At 67.9% G+C, this 18,905-nt stretch carries 19 protein-coding genes and 1 pseudogene; 13 read left to right on the top strand and 7 right to left on the bottom strand.

From position 1 onward, the window contains the following. The first annotated feature begins 109 nt into the window (after positions 1-109). The 7 genes and pseudogenes from rpsP (at position 110) to hisC (ending at position 5,238) form a co-directional block, all read left to right on the top strand. Entirely contained in the window at positions 110-379 is a 270-nt protein-coding gene (gene rpsP, locus R9X41_RS16195; protein ID WP_318631468.1) for a 30S ribosomal protein S16, read from the top strand. A gap of 68 nt (positions 380-447) precedes the next feature. Then, on the top strand, positions 448-1,011 hold the full coding sequence (gene rimM / locus R9X41_RS16190) for a ribosome maturation factor RimM (RefSeq protein WP_318631467.1): 564 nt from the start codon (positions 448-450) through the stop codon (positions 1,009-1,011). Between the two features lie 12 nt (positions 1,012-1,023). Next, a pseudogene (gene trmD, locus R9X41_RS16185) lies at positions 1,024-1,701 on the top strand (tRNA (guanosine(37)-N1)-methyltransferase TrmD); the annotation flags it as partial. Positions 1,702-1,851: 150 nt separating this feature from the next. Continuing rightward, the gene (gene rplS / locus R9X41_RS16180) at positions 1,852-2,241 is read left to right on the top strand and encodes a 50S ribosomal protein L19 (protein WP_318631466.1); all 390 of its coding nucleotides are present in this window, start codon (positions 1,852-1,854) and stop codon (positions 2,239-2,241) included. Positions 2,242-2,336: 95 nt separating this feature from the next. Next, positions 2,337-3,065, top strand: a complete 729-nt coding sequence (locus R9X41_RS16175; RefSeq protein WP_318631465.1) for a CoA pyrophosphatase — start codon at positions 2,337-2,339, stop codon at positions 3,063-3,065. A 30-nt stretch (positions 3,066-3,095) separates the two neighbouring features. After that, on the top strand, positions 3,096-4,088 hold the full coding sequence (locus R9X41_RS16170; protein ID WP_318631464.1) for a CobD/CbiB family protein: 993 nt from the start codon (positions 3,096-3,098) through the stop codon (positions 4,086-4,088). 64 nt (positions 4,089-4,152) lie between these two features. Further along, positions 4,153-5,238, top strand: a complete 1,086-nt coding sequence (gene hisC / locus R9X41_RS16165) for a histidinol-phosphate transaminase (protein ID WP_318631463.1) — start codon at positions 4,153-4,155, stop codon at positions 5,236-5,238. 214 nt (positions 5,239-5,452) lie between these two features. On the opposite strand, the gene rsgA is transcribed toward hisC, so the two are convergent. From rsgA to R9X41_RS16150, 3 genes are read right to left on the bottom strand one after another with little or no spacing between them, the layout of a single operon-like run. Beyond that, the gene (gene rsgA / locus R9X41_RS16160; RefSeq protein WP_318631462.1) at positions 5,453-6,400 is read right to left on the bottom strand and encodes a ribosome small subunit-dependent GTPase A; all 948 of its coding nucleotides are present in this window, start codon (positions 6,398-6,400) and stop codon (positions 5,453-5,455) included. Beyond that, positions 6,397-6,741 carry a 4a-hydroxytetrahydrobiopterin dehydratase gene (locus tag R9X41_RS16155; RefSeq protein WP_318631461.1) on the bottom strand — a complete coding sequence of 115 codons (345 nt, stop codon included), beginning with the start codon at positions 6,739-6,741 and terminating at the stop codon, positions 6,397-6,399. Before R9X41_RS16155 ends, rsgA begins: the two co-directional genes overlap by 4 nt. 2 nt (positions 6,742-6,743) lie before the next feature. Next, complete coding sequence (locus R9X41_RS16150) at positions 6,744-7,982, bottom strand: M48 family metallopeptidase (protein WP_318635258.1); 1,239 nt, start codon at positions 7,980-7,982, stop codon at positions 6,744-6,746. A gap of 107 nt (positions 7,983-8,089) precedes the next feature. Between R9X41_RS16150 and orn the strand changes: the two genes are divergently transcribed. The 3 genes from orn to R9X41_RS16135 all read left to right on the top strand — a co-directional run bounded on the left by orn (position 8,090) and on the right by R9X41_RS16135 (position 12,349). Further along, on the top strand, positions 8,090-8,683 hold the full coding sequence (gene orn, locus R9X41_RS16145; RefSeq protein WP_318631460.1) for an oligoribonuclease: 594 nt from the start codon (positions 8,090-8,092) through the stop codon (positions 8,681-8,683). 285 nt (positions 8,684-8,968) lie between these two features. Beyond that, the gene (locus R9X41_RS16140; protein ID WP_318631459.1) at positions 8,969-10,759 is read left to right on the top strand and encodes a DEAD/DEAH box helicase; all 1,791 of its coding nucleotides are present in this window, start codon (positions 8,969-8,971) and stop codon (positions 10,757-10,759) included. A gap of 153 nt (positions 10,760-10,912) precedes the next feature. After that, complete coding sequence (locus tag R9X41_RS16135) at positions 10,913-12,349, top strand: sensor domain-containing diguanylate cyclase (protein WP_318635257.1); 1,437 nt, start codon at positions 10,913-10,915, stop codon at positions 12,347-12,349. Positions 12,350-12,370: 21 nt separating this feature from the next. Here the strand turns inward: R9X41_RS16135 and R9X41_RS16130 are convergent, their stop codons facing one another. Next, complete coding sequence (locus R9X41_RS16130; protein WP_318631458.1) at positions 12,371-13,603, bottom strand: multidrug effflux MFS transporter; 1,233 nt, start codon at positions 13,601-13,603, stop codon at positions 12,371-12,373. Positions 13,604-13,895: 292 nt separating this feature from the next. On the opposite strand from R9X41_RS16130, the gene R9X41_RS16125 reads away from it, so the two are divergent. The 3 genes from R9X41_RS16125 to R9X41_RS16115 are packed head-to-tail and all read left to right on the top strand — an operon-like array spanning position 13,896 to position 16,770. Beyond that, positions 13,896-14,879: a tripartite tricarboxylate transporter substrate binding protein BugE gene (locus R9X41_RS16125; RefSeq protein ID WP_318631457.1), complete on the top strand. Its 984-nt coding sequence runs from the start codon at positions 13,896-13,898 to the stop codon at positions 14,877-14,879. Positions 14,880-14,909: 30 nt separating this feature from the next. Then, positions 14,910-15,878 carry a Bug family tripartite tricarboxylate transporter substrate binding protein gene (locus R9X41_RS16120; RefSeq protein WP_318631456.1) on the top strand — a complete coding sequence of 323 codons (969 nt, stop codon included), beginning with the start codon at positions 14,910-14,912 and terminating at the stop codon, positions 15,876-15,878. Positions 15,879-15,882: 4 nt separating this feature from the next. After that, the gene (locus R9X41_RS16115; protein WP_318631455.1) at positions 15,883-16,770 is read left to right on the top strand and encodes an amidohydrolase family protein; all 888 of its coding nucleotides are present in this window, start codon (positions 15,883-15,885) and stop codon (positions 16,768-16,770) included. Positions 16,771-16,798: 28 nt separating this feature from the next. Here R9X41_RS16115 and R9X41_RS16110 read toward each other — a convergent pair whose 3' ends face one another. The 3 genes from R9X41_RS16110 to R9X41_RS16100 form a co-directional block, all read right to left on the bottom strand. After that, the gene (locus R9X41_RS16110; RefSeq protein ID WP_318631454.1) at positions 16,799-17,494 is read right to left on the bottom strand and encodes an RraA family protein; all 696 of its coding nucleotides are present in this window, start codon (positions 17,492-17,494) and stop codon (positions 16,799-16,801) included. 111 nt (positions 17,495-17,605) lie between these two features. After that, positions 17,606-18,298: a flagellar basal body L-ring protein FlgH gene (locus tag R9X41_RS16105; protein ID WP_318631453.1), complete on the bottom strand. Its 693-nt coding sequence runs from the start codon at positions 18,296-18,298 to the stop codon at positions 17,606-17,608. A 9-nt stretch (positions 18,299-18,307) separates the two neighbouring features. Continuing rightward, positions 18,308-18,904 carry a cell division protein FtsI gene (locus R9X41_RS16100; RefSeq protein ID WP_318631452.1) on the bottom strand — a complete coding sequence of 199 codons (597 nt, stop codon included), beginning with the start codon at positions 18,902-18,904 and terminating at the stop codon, positions 18,308-18,310. Between the last annotated feature and the right edge of the window lies 1 nt (position 18,905).

Below are 18,905 nucleotides of genomic sequence, written 5' to 3'. Positions count from 1 at the left end.
TCGCTGGCCGGGTGGCCATGTCGCGTGTCTCAACGCCGCAAGAAACTGACCGGTCCTGAATCTGTAGCGAATCTCGCGACGGGCCCGGTCAACCACCCAAGGATAAATCATGGTCGTCATTCGACTCTCCCGCGGCGGCTCCAAGGGCCGTCCGTTCTTCAACATCGTCGTTTCCGACAAGCGCGTGCGTCGCGATGGTCGGTTCATCGAGCGCGTGGGTTTCTACAACCCCAGCGCCCGTGGTGCCGAAGAAAGCCTGCGTGTCGCACAAGACCGCGTGAGCTACTGGGTCGGCGTTGGCGCGCAAGTCTCGCCGACCGTCGAACGCCTGCTGCGCACGTCGCAAAAGGCCCTGGCCGCCGCTCCGGTCGCAGCCTGAGTCTCGACTCGAGGCCCCGCGGATTCACCTCCGCGGGGCTTTTTCTTTTTCCAGCCCTCGTTTAATCCATGCTCCCCGGACTCGAAGCTGCCGAACTGCCCGCCGACGCCGTCGAAGTGGGGCGCATCGCCGATGCCTGGGGCATCAAGGGCTGGTTCCGCGTGCTGCCGTACAGCGCCACCCCGGAAGCCCTGTTCTCCTCCAAGCGCTGGTTCATCCAGTCGCCGACCACGGCGGGGCCGATGGCTGGCAAGGTGTTCCGACTGGCCATCGTGCAGTCCAAGGACCATTCCGATTCCATCGTAGCCACCGCCCAGGACGTGCCGGACCGCAACGCCGCCGAGGCCCTGAAAGGGGCCAAGGTCTTCGTCGCACGGTCCAGCTTTCCGTCGACCGCCGAAGACGAGTACTACTGGGTCGACCTGATCGGCCTGGCGGTGGTCAACCGCGAGGGCGAGGCCATGGGCGTGGTGCGCGAGCTCATGTCGACCGGCCCGCAGACGGTGCTGGTTCTCGATTTCGAAGCCGACGGCAAGCCGCAGGAACGCATGATTCCCTTCGTCTCGGCCTACGTCGACAAGGTCGATCTGCCCGGCCGGGTCATCACCGTCGACTGGCAGGCCGACTACTAGGCGCTGCGGGTCATGCGCTTCGACGTCGTCACGCTGTTTCCGGAGCTGTTCGCGCCGTTTCTCTCCAGTGGCGTGACACGCCGTGCCTACGAAGGCCCGGTGACGGTTCGCCTGTGGAACCCCCGTGACTATGCCGAAGGCAATTACCGGCGCGTGGACGACCGCCCCTTCGGCGGAGGCCCCGGCATGGTGATGATGGCCGAGCCCATGGCGCGCTGCCTGGAGGCCATCCGCGCCGATCGCGTCGATGCGGCGCCGGTGGTGCTCTTTTCGCCGCAGGGTGCGCGGCTCGACCATGCGGCCGTCGAAGCCTGGGCGGGCGGCGAGGGCGGCATCCTCATCTGCGGTCGCTACGAAGGCATCGACCAGCGCTTCATCGACGCGTTCGTCGACCGCCAGATCAGTATCGGCGACTTCGTACTCTCCGGCGGCGAGATTCCCGCCATGGCCCTGCTCGACGCGGTGGCCCGCCTGCAGCCGGGCGTGCTCAACGATGAAGGCAGCCACCAGCAGGACAGCTTCAACCCGGCACTCGACGGCCTGCTCGACTGCCCGCACTACACCCGCCCGGAAACCTGGCGCGACCAGCCGGTGCCGGCGGCGCTGATGTCGGGCGACCATGCCCGCATCGACCGCTGGCGCCGGGAGCAGCGTATGGCGATCACCACAGCGCTGCGGCCCGATCTGCTGCTGCCCAAGACTTCCGGCCCGGCTTCCGGGCTATAATCCGCGGTTATCCGATCCTCTGCCCGGCCGCGTTCATGGCCTGACCCTCACCGGCCACGGCAATTCGAGCGCCTTTAGTGCAGCGCGGGCACGATCGGGTTGGAACTTCAAATCATGGCCAATCTCATCGAAATCCTCGAGCAGGAAGAAATCGCCCGCCTGGGCAAGACCATCCCGTCGTTCGCCCCTGGCGACACCGTGATCGTCAGCGTCAACGTCGTCGAAGGCACCCGCAAGCGCGTGCAGGCATTCGAAGGCGTGGTCATCGCCAAGCGCAACCGTGGCCTCAACAGCGGCTTCACCGTTCGCAAGATGTCCAGCGGCGAAGGCGTCGAGCGCACTTTCCAGACCTACAGCCCGCTGATCGCCGGCATCGAAGTCAAGCGTCGCGGCGATGTCCGTCGCGCCAAGCTGTACTACCTGCGTGACCGTAGCGGCAAGTCGGCTCGTATCAAGGAAAAGCTGCCTTCGCGTGTGAAGGTGGCAGCGGCTGCAGCGGTTTAATCGCTCGCCGTCCGGACCGGCCTCGGCCGGTCGCCCGAAAAGCCGCTGTCGCTCACGCGCAGCGGCTTTTTCGTTTTTCGACCATCCTGTCCGCCATGCTGCCGCCACCCAACGACCCCGAGGCCCAGATTCCGCTGCCCAGCCTGCCGGGTTTCGACCCCCGAAAGATTCCGGTCGACGCGGTGGACAGCCATCTCCCGCCCGTTGCCGTAGACCGGTTCGCGCCCGCATTCCTGCGCCAACGACTGGCCAGCCAACCGCGCTGGACGCCGGACATCGTCCGCGATCCGGTCGACGCCGCCCGTACGCCGCGCGATGCGGCGGTGCTGATTGGCATCGTCCAGCGCGCCAACGGCCCGACCGTGCTGCTCACCGAGCGCACCGCCCATTTGTCCAGCCATTCGGGACAGGTGGCGTTCCCCGGAGGCCGCACCGATCCGGGTGACGACGGCCCCGTCGGCACCGCCTTGCGCGAGGCGTTCGAGGAAGTGGGCTTGCAGGCCGAGTTCGTCGAGGTGATGGGCCTGTTGCCAACCTACGGCACCGTTTCGGGCTATATCGTGACCCCGGTGGTCGCCCTGGTCGCGCCGGATTTCAAGCTGCTGCCCCACGATTTCGAGGTGGCCGATGTGTTCGAAGTGCCGTTGGCATTTCTGATGAATCCCGCCCACCACCGCCACCATTCACGCGCGATGCCCGACGGTCGCCGTGCCTGGCTGTCCATGCCGTGGACCGATCCGGCGACCGGCAAGGAACATTTCGTGTGGGGCGCAACGGCGGGGATGATCCGCAATCTGTATCGCCTCCTGGTGACGGATGCCTGAGGCGGCGCCGGCCGCCGATATGATCGGCGGATGAGTTTCTTTGCCATCCTGGTCGCGCTGTTGCTGGAGCAGGCGCGACCTTTGTCGAGCACCAATCCCATCCGAGGCGGCCTGCGGGCCTGGGCCCTGTCGGCGAGCCGCAATTTCGACGCTGGCCGGCCGCACCACGGCTGGGTTGCGTGGACCGTGGCGGTGCTGGTGCCGACCCTGTTCGTTTTCGGCGTCCATGCGCTGCTGGTCTGGGGCCTGGGCTGGCCGTTCGGGCTGCTGTGGAATGTGGCGGTGCTGTACCTCACCCTGGGGTTTCGCCAGTTCAGCCACCACTTCACCAACATCCGCGACGCGCTGCTCGACGGCGACGAGGTGCGCGCGCGCGAACTGCTCGCGCGCTGGCAACAGGTCGATGCGAGCGAACTCCCGCGCAGCGAGGTGGTGCGACATGTCATCGAGTATTCGGTGCTGGCCGCGCACCGCCATGTGTTCGGGGTGCTGGCCTGCTACTGCATCCTGGCCGCCTGCGGGCTCGGCCCGGCAGGGGCCGTGCTCTACCGTCTCACCGAATTCGCGTCCCGTTACTGGAGTGCGCGGACCAACCGGGCCAGTGCCCATCTGCCGAGCCCTTCGCTGCAACGTGCAGCCTCGCTCGCCTGGACCGTGATCGACTGGCTGCCTGCGCGCATGACTGCCCTGAGCTTCGCAGTCGTCGGCAATTTCGAGGAAGCGATCGAAGGCTGGCGCTACCACGCGCAGCGTTTCCCCAACGACAACGACGGCGTGATCCTGGCGGCGACCGCCGGCGCCGTCGACGTGCGGCTGGGCGGCAGCGCTTTGCGTGCGATGGGCGACAGCGGCTTTGCGGACCTAGGAGCCCCCGATGTGAACGAGGGCGTGGACAGTCCCAGCACGCCGGGCCGTCCGCCGGAGAATTCGCATCTCGCGCAGGTCGTGGGCCTGGTGTGGCGCTCGGTCGTCGTCTGGGTCGGCCTGCTGGCGCTGCTGAGCTTCGCGCGCCTGCTCGGCTGATCGTCTCCCATTTTTTTCGCGCGCCCCGAGGCGGGCGCGTCATGCGATTTTCAGGAGTTCCAACGTGTTGCAACAACCACCTCCGTGGTGGAGCCCGGTCGTCGCCGGTCTCGTTCCCTATGTGCCGGGCGAGCAGCCCAAGATCGAGCGGCTGACCAAGCTCAACACCAACGAGAACCCCTATCCGCCGTCGCCGGCGGCGGTGCAGGCGATTCGCGCCGCGGCGACCGACGGCCTGCAGCTCTATCCCGACCCGGACGCCAGCGCGCTGCGCCGCGTCATCGCTGCCCGACATGGCCTGGCACTGGACGAGGTGTTCGTCGGCAACGGCTCCGATGAAGTACTGGCCCATGCCTTCTTCGCGTTCTTCCAGCAGTCTGGCGCACCGCTGCTGTTTCCCGACATCACCTACAGCTTCTACAAGGTCTACTGCGGCCTGTACGGCATTCCGTACGACACCGTGCCGCTGGACGACCAACTGCGCGTGGACGTGGAAGCATTCGCCCGCGCGGCAGGCCAGCCCAATGCCGGCGTGGTCATCGCCAGCCCCAACGCGCCGACCGGCGAGGGCCTGCCGCTGGCGACCATCGAGCGCCTGCTGCAGCTGTTCGCACAGCGGCTGGTGCTGGTCGACGAGGCCTATGTGGACTTCGGTGGCGAGAGCGCGATGTCGCTGGTCGGGCGTTATCCCAACCTGCTGGTGGTGCAGACGCTGTCCAAGTCGCGCTCACTGGCCGGCCTGCGCGTCGGTTTCGCGTGCGGGCAGCGGCCGGTCATCGAGGCGCTGGAGCGGGTGAAGAACAGCTTCAACTCCTACCCGCTGGACCGCCTGGCCATCGCCGGCGCCGTCGCCGCGATGCAGGACGAGGCGTATTTCGACCAGACCCGCCAGGCCGTGATGAACACCCGCGAAGGCCTCGCCCTGCAGCTCGAAGACATGGGCTTCGAAGTGCTGCCATCGCAAGCCAATTTCGTCTTCGTGCGCCACCCCGGCCACGACGCCAAGGCCATCGCCACCGCCCTGCGCGCCAAGGGCGTGCTGGTGCGCCACTTCTCGCTGCCGCGCATCGACCAGCACCTGCGCATCAGCATCGGCACCCCGGAGCAGTGCGGCATTCTGGTCGACGCGCTGCGCGAAATCCTGGCCTGACAATACCTGCACCCACCCGGCGACCGCGTCTCCGGGGGCGAAGCAGCGAGGCTGCGCAAGCCAGCGAGCTGCACTTTTTTGCGGAGGGCAGAGGCATGCGGGGCGTGGCGCGGTGGGGGGCATTCCGAGGGGCGACGCGGCGAGGCTCAGCCGAGCCAGCAAGCCGCCCCTTGAGGGGAAGGCGAAGACACGAAGTGCGTAGCCTGGGGGGAGCCTAATACCTTTTGGGCTCGCTCAACTCTGCGTGCAACTCGGTATAGATCTTGTACCGATGCGCGTCGATCTCCCCCTGCTCCAACGCGGCGCGCACGCCGCAGCCGGGCTCGTGCAGATGGCTGCAGTTGTAGAAACGGCATTCCGTCGCGTGCGCCGCGATGTCGGGCATGCAAGCGGCCAGCTGCGGCGGCTCCAGGTGGTAGAGCCCGAATTCCTGGAAACCTGGTGAATCGATCAGCCCGGTGCTGCGGGGCGGCGCATCGGCATCCGGCACCCAGTAGAAGCTGGTGCTGGTGGTGGTGTGCTTTCCGGAGTTCAGTGCCTGCGAGATCTCGCCCGTCTGCGCCGACGCGCCCGGCACCATCAGGTTGATCAGCGTGCTCTTGCCGGCGCCGGAAGGGCCCAGGACCAGGGTGGTCTTGCCGCGCAGCAGCTTGGTCAGTTCCTCGTGATCGGCGTCGGGCGAGGCGGTCAGCGACAGCGGCAGCACACCGTACTTCATGCGCCGGTAGGGCAGCAGCCGTTCCCAGGCCTTGTCGAAGGGCTCGACCAGGTCGCTCTTGTTGATGCCCACGATGGCCACGATGCGCGCGGCCTCGGCTGCGATCAGCGCGCGCGAGAGCTGCATGGCCGAGAACTCCGGCTCGGCCGCCACCAGCATCAGGATCTGGTCGAGGTTGGCCGCGAAGGACTTGGTGCGCAATTCGTCCTGCCGATAGAACAGGTTGCGTCGCTCCACCACCTTCTCGACCGTGCCGGTGTCGCCTTGGCCTGGCGTGGGCGCCTGCCACAGCACACGGTCACCGACGACCGCCTGGCTCTTCTTGCCGCGCGGCGTGCAGATGCGGCGTTCGCCGTCGGGGCTTTCGACCACGCAATGGCGGCCATGAGCGGCGACGACCAGACCTTCGTCGACATCGGCCGCCTGCTGCAGGCGGGTGGTCATGTGGCGAGCAGCGCGTCGGCCGCGGCGGCGCAAGTGAAATCGCTGGCCGACAGGCCTTTGACGTCGTGCGTGTTCCAGCGCACGGTGCAGCTGCCGTAACGCACCACCAGATCGGGATGGTGGTCATGGCGATGGGCGATCAGCGCCAGTGCGTTCACGAAGGCCAGCGTCTGGTAGTAGTCGCGGAAGGCGTAGGTCTTTTCGATCGCGACGTCGGGGCCGTCGCCGGTCAGTGCCCAGCCCGGCAGCTGCGCGAGCTTCGACACCACCTCGACCGGACCGAGCGCCTTGCGCGCCTCGGTGGACCAATCCTGCTGTTTGAGATCGACGGCGTCGGCCATGTTCAGGCTCCAGTCATGCGGGCCAGCCTTTCGGAAGCCGGCGGATGCGAATAGTAGAAACGCACGAACCAGGGGTCCGGCGTCAGCGTGGCGGCGTTGTCCTCGTAGAGCTTGAGCAGCGCCTGCGGCAGGGCGGCGTTGCCGGTCTGGGCGACCGCGAAGGCATCGGCCTGGAACTCGTCGCGCCGCGACATGCCGGCCGACAGCGGCGTCAAGAAGAAGGTGAACGGCGGCAAGGCCAGCGTGAACAGCAGCAGCGCCAGGGCGTCGTTGGGGCCGAGCAGATCGGGTGTCACGCCCAGGCCCAGGTAGAACCAGGGCGCGCCGGAGAGCCAGCCCAGCAGCGCGAAGCCGAGCAGGGCGATCACCGCCATCGTCAGCAGCCGTTTCGGGATATGACCGTGCTTGAAATGGCCCAGTTCGTGTGCCAGCACCGCGTCGACCTCGTCGGCCGACAGGCGCTGCAGCAGGGTGTCGTAGAACACCACGCGCTTGGCGGCGCCGAAGCCGGTGAAATACGCGTTGGCATGCGCGCTGCGGCGGCTGCCGTCCATCACGAAAAAGCCCTTGGCCGCGAAGCCGCAGCGCTGCATCAGCGCGGTGGCGCGGGTTTTCAGGGTTTCGTCCTCGAGCGGCTTGAACTTGTTGAACAGCGGCGCGATGAGCGTGGGGTAGATCACCAGCAGCAGCAGGTTGAGCGCCATCCACGCGCCCCAGGCCCAGAGCCACCACAGGCCGCCGGCCGCCGCCATCAGCCACAGCACCAGCGCCAGGATGGGCAGGCCGATCAGCGCGCCCAGCAGCGTGGCCTTGGCAATGTCGGCCAGCCATAGTGTGGGCGTGGTGCGGTTGAAGCCGAAGCGCTGTTCCAGCACGAAAGTGCGCCAGGCGGAAAAGGGCAGGTCGACGATGCCGCCGATCAGCGCGAAACATGCCACCAGCGCGATCTGCTGCCACATGCCGGGACCGGTGAGTGCCATGACCGTGCGGTTGAGCAGGTCGAGCCCGCCGAAGAGCGTCCATCCCAGCAGCACCAGGGTGCCGACCGCGAGCTCCAGCAATCCGAGCCGCGACTTGGCGATGGTGTAGTCGGCCGCCTTGCGATGCGCCTCGGGCGTGATGCTGGCGGCAAACGGCGCGGGCACCACATCGCGGTGGCGCGCCACGTGGGACATCTGGCGTGAGGCCAGCCAGAAACGCACGCCGAGCGACAGCACCAGCACGGCGCCGAAGAGCACCATGAGCAGGATGGCGGACTGCACGGTGGCCAGCGAGGGAAGGGACGCGTCCAGGGGTGTTACGGCTTGCATGGCGGCGCAGTTTAGGCCATGGGCGACAATCCATCCCCATGTCCGAAGCCAACACCCCCGCATCGCCCGTGGTCCTCGCCAAATCCGACCAGAACCTCGTCTGGCTCGACTGCGAAATGACCGGTCTGGAACCCGATACCGACCGCATCATCGAAATCGCCGTCGTCGTCACCGGCCCCAACCTGGAGCCGCGCGTCGAAGGCCCGGTGTTCGCCATCCACCAGAGCGACGCCACCCTGGCCGCGATGGACGCCTGGAACCAGGGTACGCACGGTCGCAGCGGCTTGATCGACCGGGTCAAGGCGTCCACGGTGACCGAGGCCGACGCCGAACAGCAGCTGATCGATTTCCTGTCGCAGTACGTGCCCAAGCGCACCGCGCCGATGTGCGGCAACAGCATCGGTCAGGACCGGCGCTTCCTGGTGCGCTACATGCCCAAGCTCGAAGCCTTCTTCCATTACCGCAACGTCGATGTGAGCACGCTGAAGGAACTGGCCAAGCGCTGGAAGCCCGAGGTCTGCACATCGTTCAAGAAGGCGCAGAAGCACACGGCGCTGGCCGACGTGCACGAATCCATCGAGGAACTGGCTCACTACCGCCAGCATTTCCTACAGGTTCCCGCCGCTTCCTGAACGCGGGCCCTTGCGGGAAAACCCCAGCGCGTGCCATAATGCACGGCTGCGCCAAACATCGCTCCTTTATGGGGGCGCCGCGCTGACTCCCGCATCTCCCTTCATGCACCGGGCCACGCAAGATTCTTCCTGAGAGAAGAGCTCCTGCATCAATTGGCCCCCCGCCTCGCCTTCAATCCCTGGAGGTGGCGCAGGCTTCGTTTGATGGTTGATGTTTTTGCCAACCATCCGCGAAGCACCTGCAGGCATCCATTGCCCTGCAGCGCTTGCGCTTGAAAGCTATTCATGACCGACACGCTCGCCGTGCAGGACGCGTTCGCGCCTGCCGAATCCAATATCTCCATGGAAAACACCATCGACCATTCCGTCGAATCCACGGCGCCCGAAGCGGCCGCCGAAGAAGTCCGCGCCACCGGCGAAGGCTTCGCCAAGCTGGGCCTTCACCCGCAACTCGTCCAGGCCGTCGCCGACCTCGGCTTCAACGAACCCACGGCCGTGCAGGCCAAGGTCGTTCCGCTCGCCATGGACACCGGCACCGAAGGCGCCGGCCGTTTCATCGATCTGATGGTCTCCAGCCAGACCGGCAGCGGCAAGACCGCAGCCTTTCTGCTGCCCGTGCTGCACACCCTGGTGCGCGCCCAGGAAGAAGCCGAAGCTCGCGAACGCGCCGATTTCGAGCGCCAGGTGCAGGAAGCCGCCGCCCGCGGCGAAGAAGCGCCCAAGCGCGCTCGCCGCAAGGACCCCACCAACCCGCGCCATTTCAAGGCCGCCACTCCCGGCGCCCTGATCCTCTGCCCGACGCGTGAACTCGCCCAGCAGGTTGCCAACGACGCGATCGACCTGGTGCGTCATTGCCGTGGCCTGCGCATCGCCAACGTTGTCGGCGGCATTCCCTACCAGGTGCAGATCGCTCGCCTGCAGAACGCCAACCTGGTGGTCGCCACTCCCGGCCGCCTGCTCGACCTGCAGCGCTCGCAGCAACTCAAGCTCGACCAGGTGAAGTTCCTGGTCGTCGACGAAGCCGACCGCATGCTCGACCTGGGCTTCTCCGACGACCTCGCCGAAGTCAACCAGCTCACCGCCGACCGCCAGCAGACCATGATGTTCAGCGCCACCTTCGCGCCGCGCATCCAGCAACTGGCCAGCCGCGTGATGCGCGAGCCGCAGCGCATCGCCATCGCGTCGCCGCAGGAAAAGCACGCCAACATCGAGCAGAAGCTGTTCTGGGCCGACAACGCCCAGCACAAGCGCAAGATGCTCGACCACTGGCTGCGCGACACCACCATCAACCAGGCCATCGTCTTCGCCAGCACGCAAGTCGAGTGCGACGGCTTGGCCAACGACCTGCAGCAGGAAGGCTTCTCCGCCGTCGCGCTGCATGGTGCCCTGAGCCAGGGCCTGCGCAACCGCCGCCTGATGGCGCTGCGCAGCGGCCAGGTGCAGATCCTGGTGGCGACCGACGTGGCCGCGCGCGGCATCGACGTGCCCACCATCACCCACGTCTTCAACTTCGGCCTGCCGATGAAGGCCGAGGATTACACCCACCGCATCGGCCGCACCGGCCGTGCCGGTCGCGACGGCCTGGCTGTCACCTTCGCCGAGTTCCGCGATCGCCGCAAGATCTTCGACATCGAAGGCTACAGCCGCCAGAGCTTCAAGGCCGACGTCATTCCGGGCCTGGAGCCGCAGCAGCGCTTCACGCCGGAACGCCCGCGTGGCAATGACCGTGGTGGCCCGCGTGGCGGTGGCCGCCCGGGTGGTGGCTTCGGTGGTGGCGAAACCCGCAGCTACGCCCGCAAGCCGGCGTTCGGCGACCAGGGTGGTCGCTCCGAAGGCTTCGGTGCTCGTCCTCCGCACCAGCGTCCGCGTCCGGAAGGCGGCGGCTTCGGCGGTGGCCGTTCCGATGACTTCGGCGGCCGACGCGAAGGTGGCTTCGGCGGTGGTCGTCCCGATGGTTTCGGCGCCCGTGGCGGCGACGCCCGTCCCCCGCGCGCTCCGGCCGGTGCCGGCCGTCCTGCTCCGGCGGGCCGCCCCTACCAGCCGCGCGACGCACGCGCACCGCGTACCGCGCGCTGATCCTCCGGGTCGCGCCACCTCAGAAGGGACAGCCTTGCCGCTGTCCCTTTTTTCATGGGCGCCATGACTCTCGCGCACAATCCGGGATTGTGTTTTTTTCTGCCGGGAGCCCGTGTTTTGACTTTTTCGTCCTCGTCCGCCGATTTCGAAGCCATGTTCGATCTGGCGCCGGTGTCACTCTGGCTGGAGGACTTCAGCGGCCTGAAACGGATTCTCGACGGCTGGCGCGCCGATGGCGTGACTGACCTGCGCTCCTGGCTCGAAGCCGACCCGAGCCGCCGCCATGCCTGCATGGCGAGCCTGCAGGTGCTGCGCGTGAACCAGCGCACCTTGCAGCTCTTCGGCGCCAGCACGCAGGAGATGCTGGTCGCGCGCCTGTCCGAGGTGTTTCGCGGCGACATGGCCGACAGCGTCATCGACGAGCTCTGCCAGCTCTGGCGCGGCGCCATGGGTTTCGAGAACCAGACGGTCAACTACACCCTCGACGGCCGCCGACTCGACGTGCAGGTGCGCGCGCGCATCCTGCCCGGTCATGAAGCCGAATGGGACCGGGTGCTGGTGTCGCTCGAAGACACCACAGCCCGCTTCGAGGCGCAGCGCGTCATCGCCGACCGCGAGCAATACGCCCGCAGCCTGTTCGAGCATTCGCCGGTGTCGCTCTGGGTCGAAGACTTCAGCAGCGTCAAGCGCCTGATCGACGAAGCGCGCATGCAGGGCATCAGCGACTTCGCCACCTTCATCAAGGTGCACCCGGAATTCGTCACACGCTGCATGCAGGAAATCCGCGTGGTGGACGTGAACCACGAAACCCTGCGCATGTTCGGCGCGCGCAGCAAGGACGAACTGCTGCGCGGCACCGGCCGCATCTTCCGCGACGAGATGCATGAGTCGTTCTCGGAGCAGCTGCGCGAGCTGTGGGACGGCAAGACCCTGCAGCAACGCGAGGTGGTCAACTACGCGCTGACCGGCGAGCTGGTCAACATCCACATGCAGTTCGCGGTGATGGAGGGCCACCACGACCGCTGGGACCTGGTGCTGGTGTCGCTGGTCGACATCACCGCACGCAAGAAGGCCGAGGCCTATCTCGAATACCTGGGCAAGCATGACGTGCTGACCCAGCTGCGCAACCGCACCTTCTACACCGAGGAGCTGGCGCGGCTGGCGCGCAAGGGCCCGTGGCCGCTGTCGGTGCTGGTGATCGACATGAACGGGCTGAAGCAGGCCAACGACGAGTTCGGCCACGCCGCCGGCGACAGCCTGCTGCGCCGCATCGGCGAGGTACTGACCAAGGCGGTCGATGCACCGGCGGTGTCGGCACGCATCGGCGGCGACGAGTTCGCGGTGCTGATGCCCGGGGTCGAGGAGCGTGGCGCCGAGCAGATGAAGGACCGCATCAACACCCTGCTGGAGATGAACAACCAGTTCTACGCCGGCGATCGCGGGCTGCAGCTGAGCCTGTCGATCGGCATCGCCAGTTGCCAGTCGGGCAGCCAGATCGACTCGATGCTGCTGCGCGCCGACCAGGCCATGTACGACGAGAAGGCCCGCTTCTACGGCAAGTCGGGTGCGCCGGACCGCCGCAGGAGCTAGGTCGGGAGCCGGCGGGGCGTTTCAGCCTTCCTGCAGGTCGCGGCCGGTGGCGGGCCAGCGCATCCGCAGCGTGATCCAGGCGAGCAGGCCGACGGCCATGAGCCCCATCGAGCCGGCAGCCAGCGCGACCGGAGAATCCATCACCAGCGGCGCCAGCAGGCCGGCCACCAGGCCGTTGGCCACCGAGGCGGCACTGGCCTGCAGCGACGAGGCCATGCCGCGGCGCAGCGGAAACAGGTCGAGCACCAGCAGCGTGGTGGCGGGCGACACCAGCGCCCAGCCCAGCGAGAACAATCCGACCGGCGGTAGCGCCCACCAGGCCTGCGGCTCGAACAGTGCATTGGCCGCCAGGTTCAGCAAGGACACGGCGGTCATGACCGTGAAGCCCAGCTTGATCTGCGCCACCGGCGCCACCTTGCCCGCCAGCCGGCCGCTGAGCCAGGCGCCGGACATGATGCCGCCGATGATCAGCAGGAACAGCCAGAAGAACTGCGTCGGCGCCAGCCGGAGGTGGCCGCCCAGCCATGCGGGCGCGGACATCACGTAGAGAAACATGCCGTTGAACGGCACGCCGCTGACCAGCACCAGCAGCAGGAAGCGCGGGCTGGCGCAGAGCTGGCGATAGCCGTGCATCAGGTGGTGCACGCGCAAGGGCTGGCGAAACGTCGGATGCAGCGTCTCCGGCAGCAGTCGCCAGCTCGCCAGCCACAGCATTCCGCCGACCAGCGCCAGGAACCAGAACACGCTGTGCCAGCCGAGCAGCACCAGCAGGCCGCCGCCAACGATGGGCGCGATGGTCGGGGCGATGCCGAAGTAGAGCGTGATCTGGCTCATCACCCGCTGCGCCTGCGCAGGCGCGAACAGGTCGCGCACCACGGCGCGCGACACCACGATGCCCGCTCCGGTCGAGAACCCCTGCAGTGCCCGGAACAGGATCAATTGCTCCACGCCTTGCGACAGCGCGCATCCCGCCGACGACACCGCGAAGGCGGCCATGCCCCACAGCACCACCGGCCGGCGGCCGAAGCTGTCCGACAGCGCGCCGTGGAACAGGCTCATGAAGGCGAAGCCGAAGAGATAGGCCGACAGCGTCTGCTGCATCTGCACCGGCGTGGCGTGCAGGGCCTGCGCGATGCCGGCGAAGGCGGGAATGTAGGTGTCGATGGAGAACGGCCCGACCATCGTCAATGCGGCCAGGAGGAAGGCGAGGGCCCAGGGCGGACCTTTCCAGAGCGTGGCGGCTTGGGGATGCATGACGGCGGGAGCGGCGAGAGCGGCGATAGAAGATGCGGGTGAAAGCAGCAGGCGCATTCACTGCGGAGACGGGCGCGCATCGTACCGTGCCGCCCGCCCGGCACCCGGCCAGGGTCTCGGGGATTTCCCGCGGACCGGCCGGTCGCCGGCACGGTCGCTTCCCGCAGGCCTTAACACCAGGCTATACCCCGCCGCACTTTCGGCATTGGCCGTGCGGGGCCGGGCTTCCTACGATTCGCCGCCTGCCGACTCGCACGACGCCGGCCGACAAGAAAACCAAGAGGAGACAAGCATGCAGATCGATCGACGACGCGCGGTCCTGTGGGCCGCCGCGTGTGCAACGCCGGCGTTGCCGGGCCTGGCCGCCGCAGAGGGCAGCTATCCCGCCAGGCCGATCCGGCTGGTGGTGCCCTTCGCCCCGGGCGGCACCACCGACGTGGTCGCGCGGGTGGTGGCCGAACCGCTGGCGCGCCTGCTCGGCCAGCCGGTGGTGGTGGACAACCGTGGCGGCGGTGGCGGCAGCATCGGCGCGACGGAAACGGTGCGCGCGCCGGCCGACGGTTATTCGCTGGGCATCGCCACCGTCTCCACGGTGGCGACCAACCCGGCGGTCAATCCCCGGCTGGCCTACAGCCCGCTGACCGACTTCACCCCGATCACCAACCTGGCGGCCACGCCCAGCGTCATCGCCGTGACCCGGTCGTTCCCCGCGCACGACTACGCCGGCTTCGTGGCCGAGCTGCGCCGATCGGCCGGCAAGTATTCGTTCTCGTCCTCGGGCGCCGGCGGCATCCAGCATCTGATGATGGAGATGTTCAAAGGCAGCACCGGCACCTTCATCACCCACATTCCCTATCGCGGGGCCGGCCCGGCGCTGACCGACACCGTGGCCGGCCAGGTCGCCATGACGCTCGACCAGCTGCCTTCGGCGCTGCCCTTCATCAAGAGCGGCCAGCTGGTGCCCATCGTGGTGGCGGCGCCGCGCCGGCTGGAGGTGCTGCCCCAGGTGCCGACCTTCGCCGAGGTCGGCCTGCCCGGGCTCAACCGCATGGCCTTCTACGGCGTGGTCGGCCCCAGGGGCCTGCCGGCCAACGTGGTCGACACGCTCAACACCGCGCTGGTGAAGGTGCTGGCCGACCCGTCGGTGAAGAAGCGCATCGAGGACACCGGCTCCTTCGTCGTCGGCAACAGCGCGGCGGACTTCGCCATCCAGATCCGCGAGGAATTTGCGGTCTACCGGGCCGTCGTCCAGCGCCAGAAGATCACGCTCGACTGAGCACCCATCATTACAACGAGGAGACAAGAAATGAGATTCGCCAAAGCCTGCATCGCCGCCCTGGCGCCCCTGGTGGCCGTGGGCGCCACCGGGGCCATGGCCCAGGATTTTCCCAGGATGCCGATCCAGCTCTGGGTGCCTTACGCTGCCGGCGGCAACCTCGACGTGACCACCCGCAACATCGCGCCCTACCTGGCCGAGGAATTGGGCGTGGCGGTGGTCGTGCAGAACAAGCCCGGCGCGGGCGGATCGGTGGCGGCGTTGCAGGTCGCCCGCATGAAGCCCGACGGCTACAACCTCATGACCACCGCCACCACCGAGCTGAGCGTGACGCCGCACATCACCAACGCGGCCTATTCGATCAAGAGCTTCGAGCTGGTGGGCAGCATCAACACCGTGCCGATGGTGATCGAGGTGCCACCCGACAGCCGCTTCAAGAGCTTCGCGCAGATGAAGGCCGAGGCCTGCGCCCATCCCGACACGGTGAGCATGGGCATCGCCGGCATCGGCTCGGTCAACTACATGGCCTTGCTCCGGCTGCAGGAGGCCATGAAGTGCACTTTCAAGATGGTGCCGTACAACGGCTCCGGCCCGGCGCTGCTGGGCGTGCTCGGCAACCAGACCGATGCGATCCTGGACCAGGTCTCCAGCTCCAAGGGCTACCTCGATTCCGGCAAGCTCAAGCCGCTGGTGGTGCTGTCGCAAGACAAGGTCGCGGGCGTGCAGTCGGTGCCGACCCTGCGCGAATCGGGTGTGCAGGGCGCCGACATGGCGACGGTGGCGGCCATCGTGGCGCCCGCGGGCCTGCCGCCTTCGGTGGCCGCCACGCTGCGCAAGGCGTTGCGCAAGGTGATGGCCCGCAAGGACGTGCAGGAGAAGATCACCGCGCTCGGCGGCGTGGCCTTCACGGCCGAGCCGGACAACTTCATGGAGGTGATCCAGCCGCTGGAGACGCAGGCGCTGCGCTATAAGGCCGAAGGCAAGCTCAGTACCAATTGACCCCATGTATCCATCGCCTTCCTGCCTTCCACCGCTGCCCGTCTTCGGCGAGGTCGACTTCATCGTGCCGCCCGGCGCCTGCGACACGCACGCCCATGTCATCGGCGACGACGCCGAGCGGCATCCGCTGATCGAGGACCGCAGCTACACCGCGCCGCCAGCGGTCGAGTCGGCCTATATCGCCATGCTCGACAACCTGGGCCTGCAGCGCGGCGTGTTGGTGCAGATCAGCACCTACGGCACCGACAACCGCTGCATGCTCGAGACCCTGCGCCGCCATCCGGATCGCCTGCGCGGCATCTCCGTCGTCGACCAGGACTGCCCGCAGGCCGAGCTGGAGACCCTGCACGCGGCGGGCGTGCGCGGCGTGCGCATCAACACCCTGCTGCGGGGCGGTGTCGGCTACGGCCAGGTCGAGAAGCTGGCCGAACGCATCGCGCCGCTCGGCTGGCACATGCAGTTTCTGATGCACGCACGCGACCTGCCCGACCTGATGCCGCTGATGCGCCGCCTGCCGGTGCCGGGCGTGGTCGACCACATGGGCGACCTGCGTCCGCAGGACGACCTGCACAGCGCCGGCCTCGACGCCCTGTGCATCCTCATGCGCGACCACGGCTGGTGGGCCAAGCTCTCGGGCGCCTACCGCATGGGCCTGCCGGCCGATCGCCTGGAAGACAGCACGCCGCTCGCCCGCCGGCTGATCGAGGCGGCGCCCGACCGGGTGCTGTGGGGCAGCGATTGGCCCCACGTCAATCTGCACCAGGACATGCCCGACACCGCCGCGCTGCTCAACCTGCTGGCGCGCTGGGCACCGGACGAAGCGCTGCGCCGGCGCATCCTGGTCGACAACCCGGGGCGGCTGTACTGGGGCGAAGGCGTTCCGGCGGGCTGACGAAGACAGCGCGCCGGCCGGTCAGGCTTCAGACCGGCAATCCCTTGGCGCGCAGCAGGGCGTCGAAGCGTTCCGGATCGGACGTGCCGGTGCGGTTCTCCTCGCGCGTCCTGGCTTCCTTCTGCAGGTGCGCGCGGGTCCTGGCCAGCACATCGGCGGCCTGCGCCGCCGGCACCGCGATCACGCCGTCGGCATCGCCCACGATCAGGTCGCCCGGTTGCACCACCATGCCGGCGCAGCAGACCGGCACGTTGATCTCGCCCGGGCCGTCCTTGCTCGGGCCGCGATGCGTGTGGCCGCGCGCGAAGATCGGCATGCCGTCCTCGGCCCATTCGCAGAGGTCGCGCACCGCGCCGTCGATCACCAGCCCGGCCAGACCCTTGGCCACGCAGGTGGTGCGGATCAGCCCGCCGACCAGCGCCTGCGACACGTCGGCGCCGCCGTCGATCACCAGCACGTCGCCGGGCTGCACCATCGTCAGCGCCTTGTGGATCATCAGGTTGTCGCCCGGCCGCACCCGCACGGTGAACGCGGTGCCGCAGAGCACGGTTTCGAGCTTCGCGTGGTACTGGCGAAGCCCGAGCGTGCCGACGTTGCGGCTCATCGCATCGCCGATGGCGGCAGCGGGCAGGCCGCGGAAGGCGTCGACGATGTCGGCGGCCGGACCCGCCGCGCGGGGCTCGATGCGCCAGCCGGCGGGCCAGGACTTGTTCTCGGTGTTCATGAAGCGATGCTCTCCCGCAAAAGGTCGATGAAGGTCGATGAGGGGCCGGGCGCACCCGGGCGGCGCGCGAGCCGCCCGCGATCATGCCGCGCATCGCGCCGGCCCGCCGTCTCACCAGACCGACAGCGAATTGGTCAGCACCCGCTGCAGCCAGTTGCGCGAACCTGCTTCGGAGACATCGCCCTTGCCGGCCACTTCCAGCCGCGCGTTCACCACGTCGGTCGACGCCACCACGTTGCCCTGCGTGAAATCCTTGGGGTCGACGATGCCGGAGAAGCGCAGCGTGTTCACGCCGTTGCTCATCGCCATGGTGCGTTCGCCGGCGATCACCAGGTTGCCGTTGGGCAGCACGTTGATGACGGTGGCCGCGATCTGGCCCGTGAAGCTCGTGGCGTTGCTGGTGGCGCCGCTGCCGTCGTAGGAGTCGCTGCCCGAGGCGGTCGCGTTCAGGTTGATGATCTGGTTGATCAGCCCCTTGCTGGAACTGGCGGTACCCGGCCCCTTGCTGGCCAGCGCGTTCTTGCGACTGGTGGCCGTCTTCACGGTGTTGCTGCCGCTCGAGGACTCGGCGATGTCGACCTTCAGGCTGTCGCCCACGAAGCGCGGCTTGCGCCGGCCGTTGTACAGCGCCGCCATGGTCATGTTCTGCTGGTAGATGGCGCCGTTGTTGACGCGCTCCACGAAGGCCGGCTGGGCGGCGGGCATGGCGGCGAGCGGGCCGTTCATGATGCTCGGGGCGCTGGAGGCGCAGCCGGTAAGCACGGCGCATGCGCTGGCCAGAAGGGTGATGGCGGTGTTCTTCATGTTCTGGTTCTAGGGTCGGATGGCGGGGACTGCAGCGACCGTGGTGGTGGTGGTGCTTTCGACGCCGGTCAGCAGCGCGGTGACGACCGGGGAGAGTTTTTCGCGGGTAGACGTCCATTTGCCGGCCGAGAAGCCGCCGTCGAGCTGGTATTGGCTGGTCGACAGCACCTGGCCCTGGGCCGAGCGCAGCGACAGCGAGGCCTGTCGCACGAAGGGTTGGTAGGCGCTGGCGAAGGGTGGCGTGTCCCAGTCGATCTGGGCCATGTACTTGAGCCAGACGGTGCAGGTTTCGGCGGACACCTGGGTGTCGTACACCCGGCTGTCCACGCTGTGCAGGCGCAGCTCGGCCTGCAGGGCCGGCACGATGTCGGGCACCTGTGTGTCGGGGTTGAAACGAATGCAGACGTGGCTCAGGCCGCCGTTGAAATGCCGGATCGTGTTGCTCGATTTGCTGGGTGCGGAAGCCACCGCCATGCTCACCACGCCGGCGGTCGCCTTGGCCAGCTCCCATACCGGCTCCGGCGCCACGACGGAGCAGCCGGACAGCGCCAGCGCGGTGATCGCGCCGGCCAGCACCGTGGGTCGCGACAGCGGCACGCCGGTCACC

Source organism: Xylophilus sp. GOD-11R, assembly GCF_033546935.1.
Classification (GTDB): domain Bacteria; phylum Pseudomonadota; class Gammaproteobacteria; order Burkholderiales; family Burkholderiaceae_C; genus Xylophilus.
This window is presented reverse-complemented; position numbering and strand designations above follow the sequence as displayed.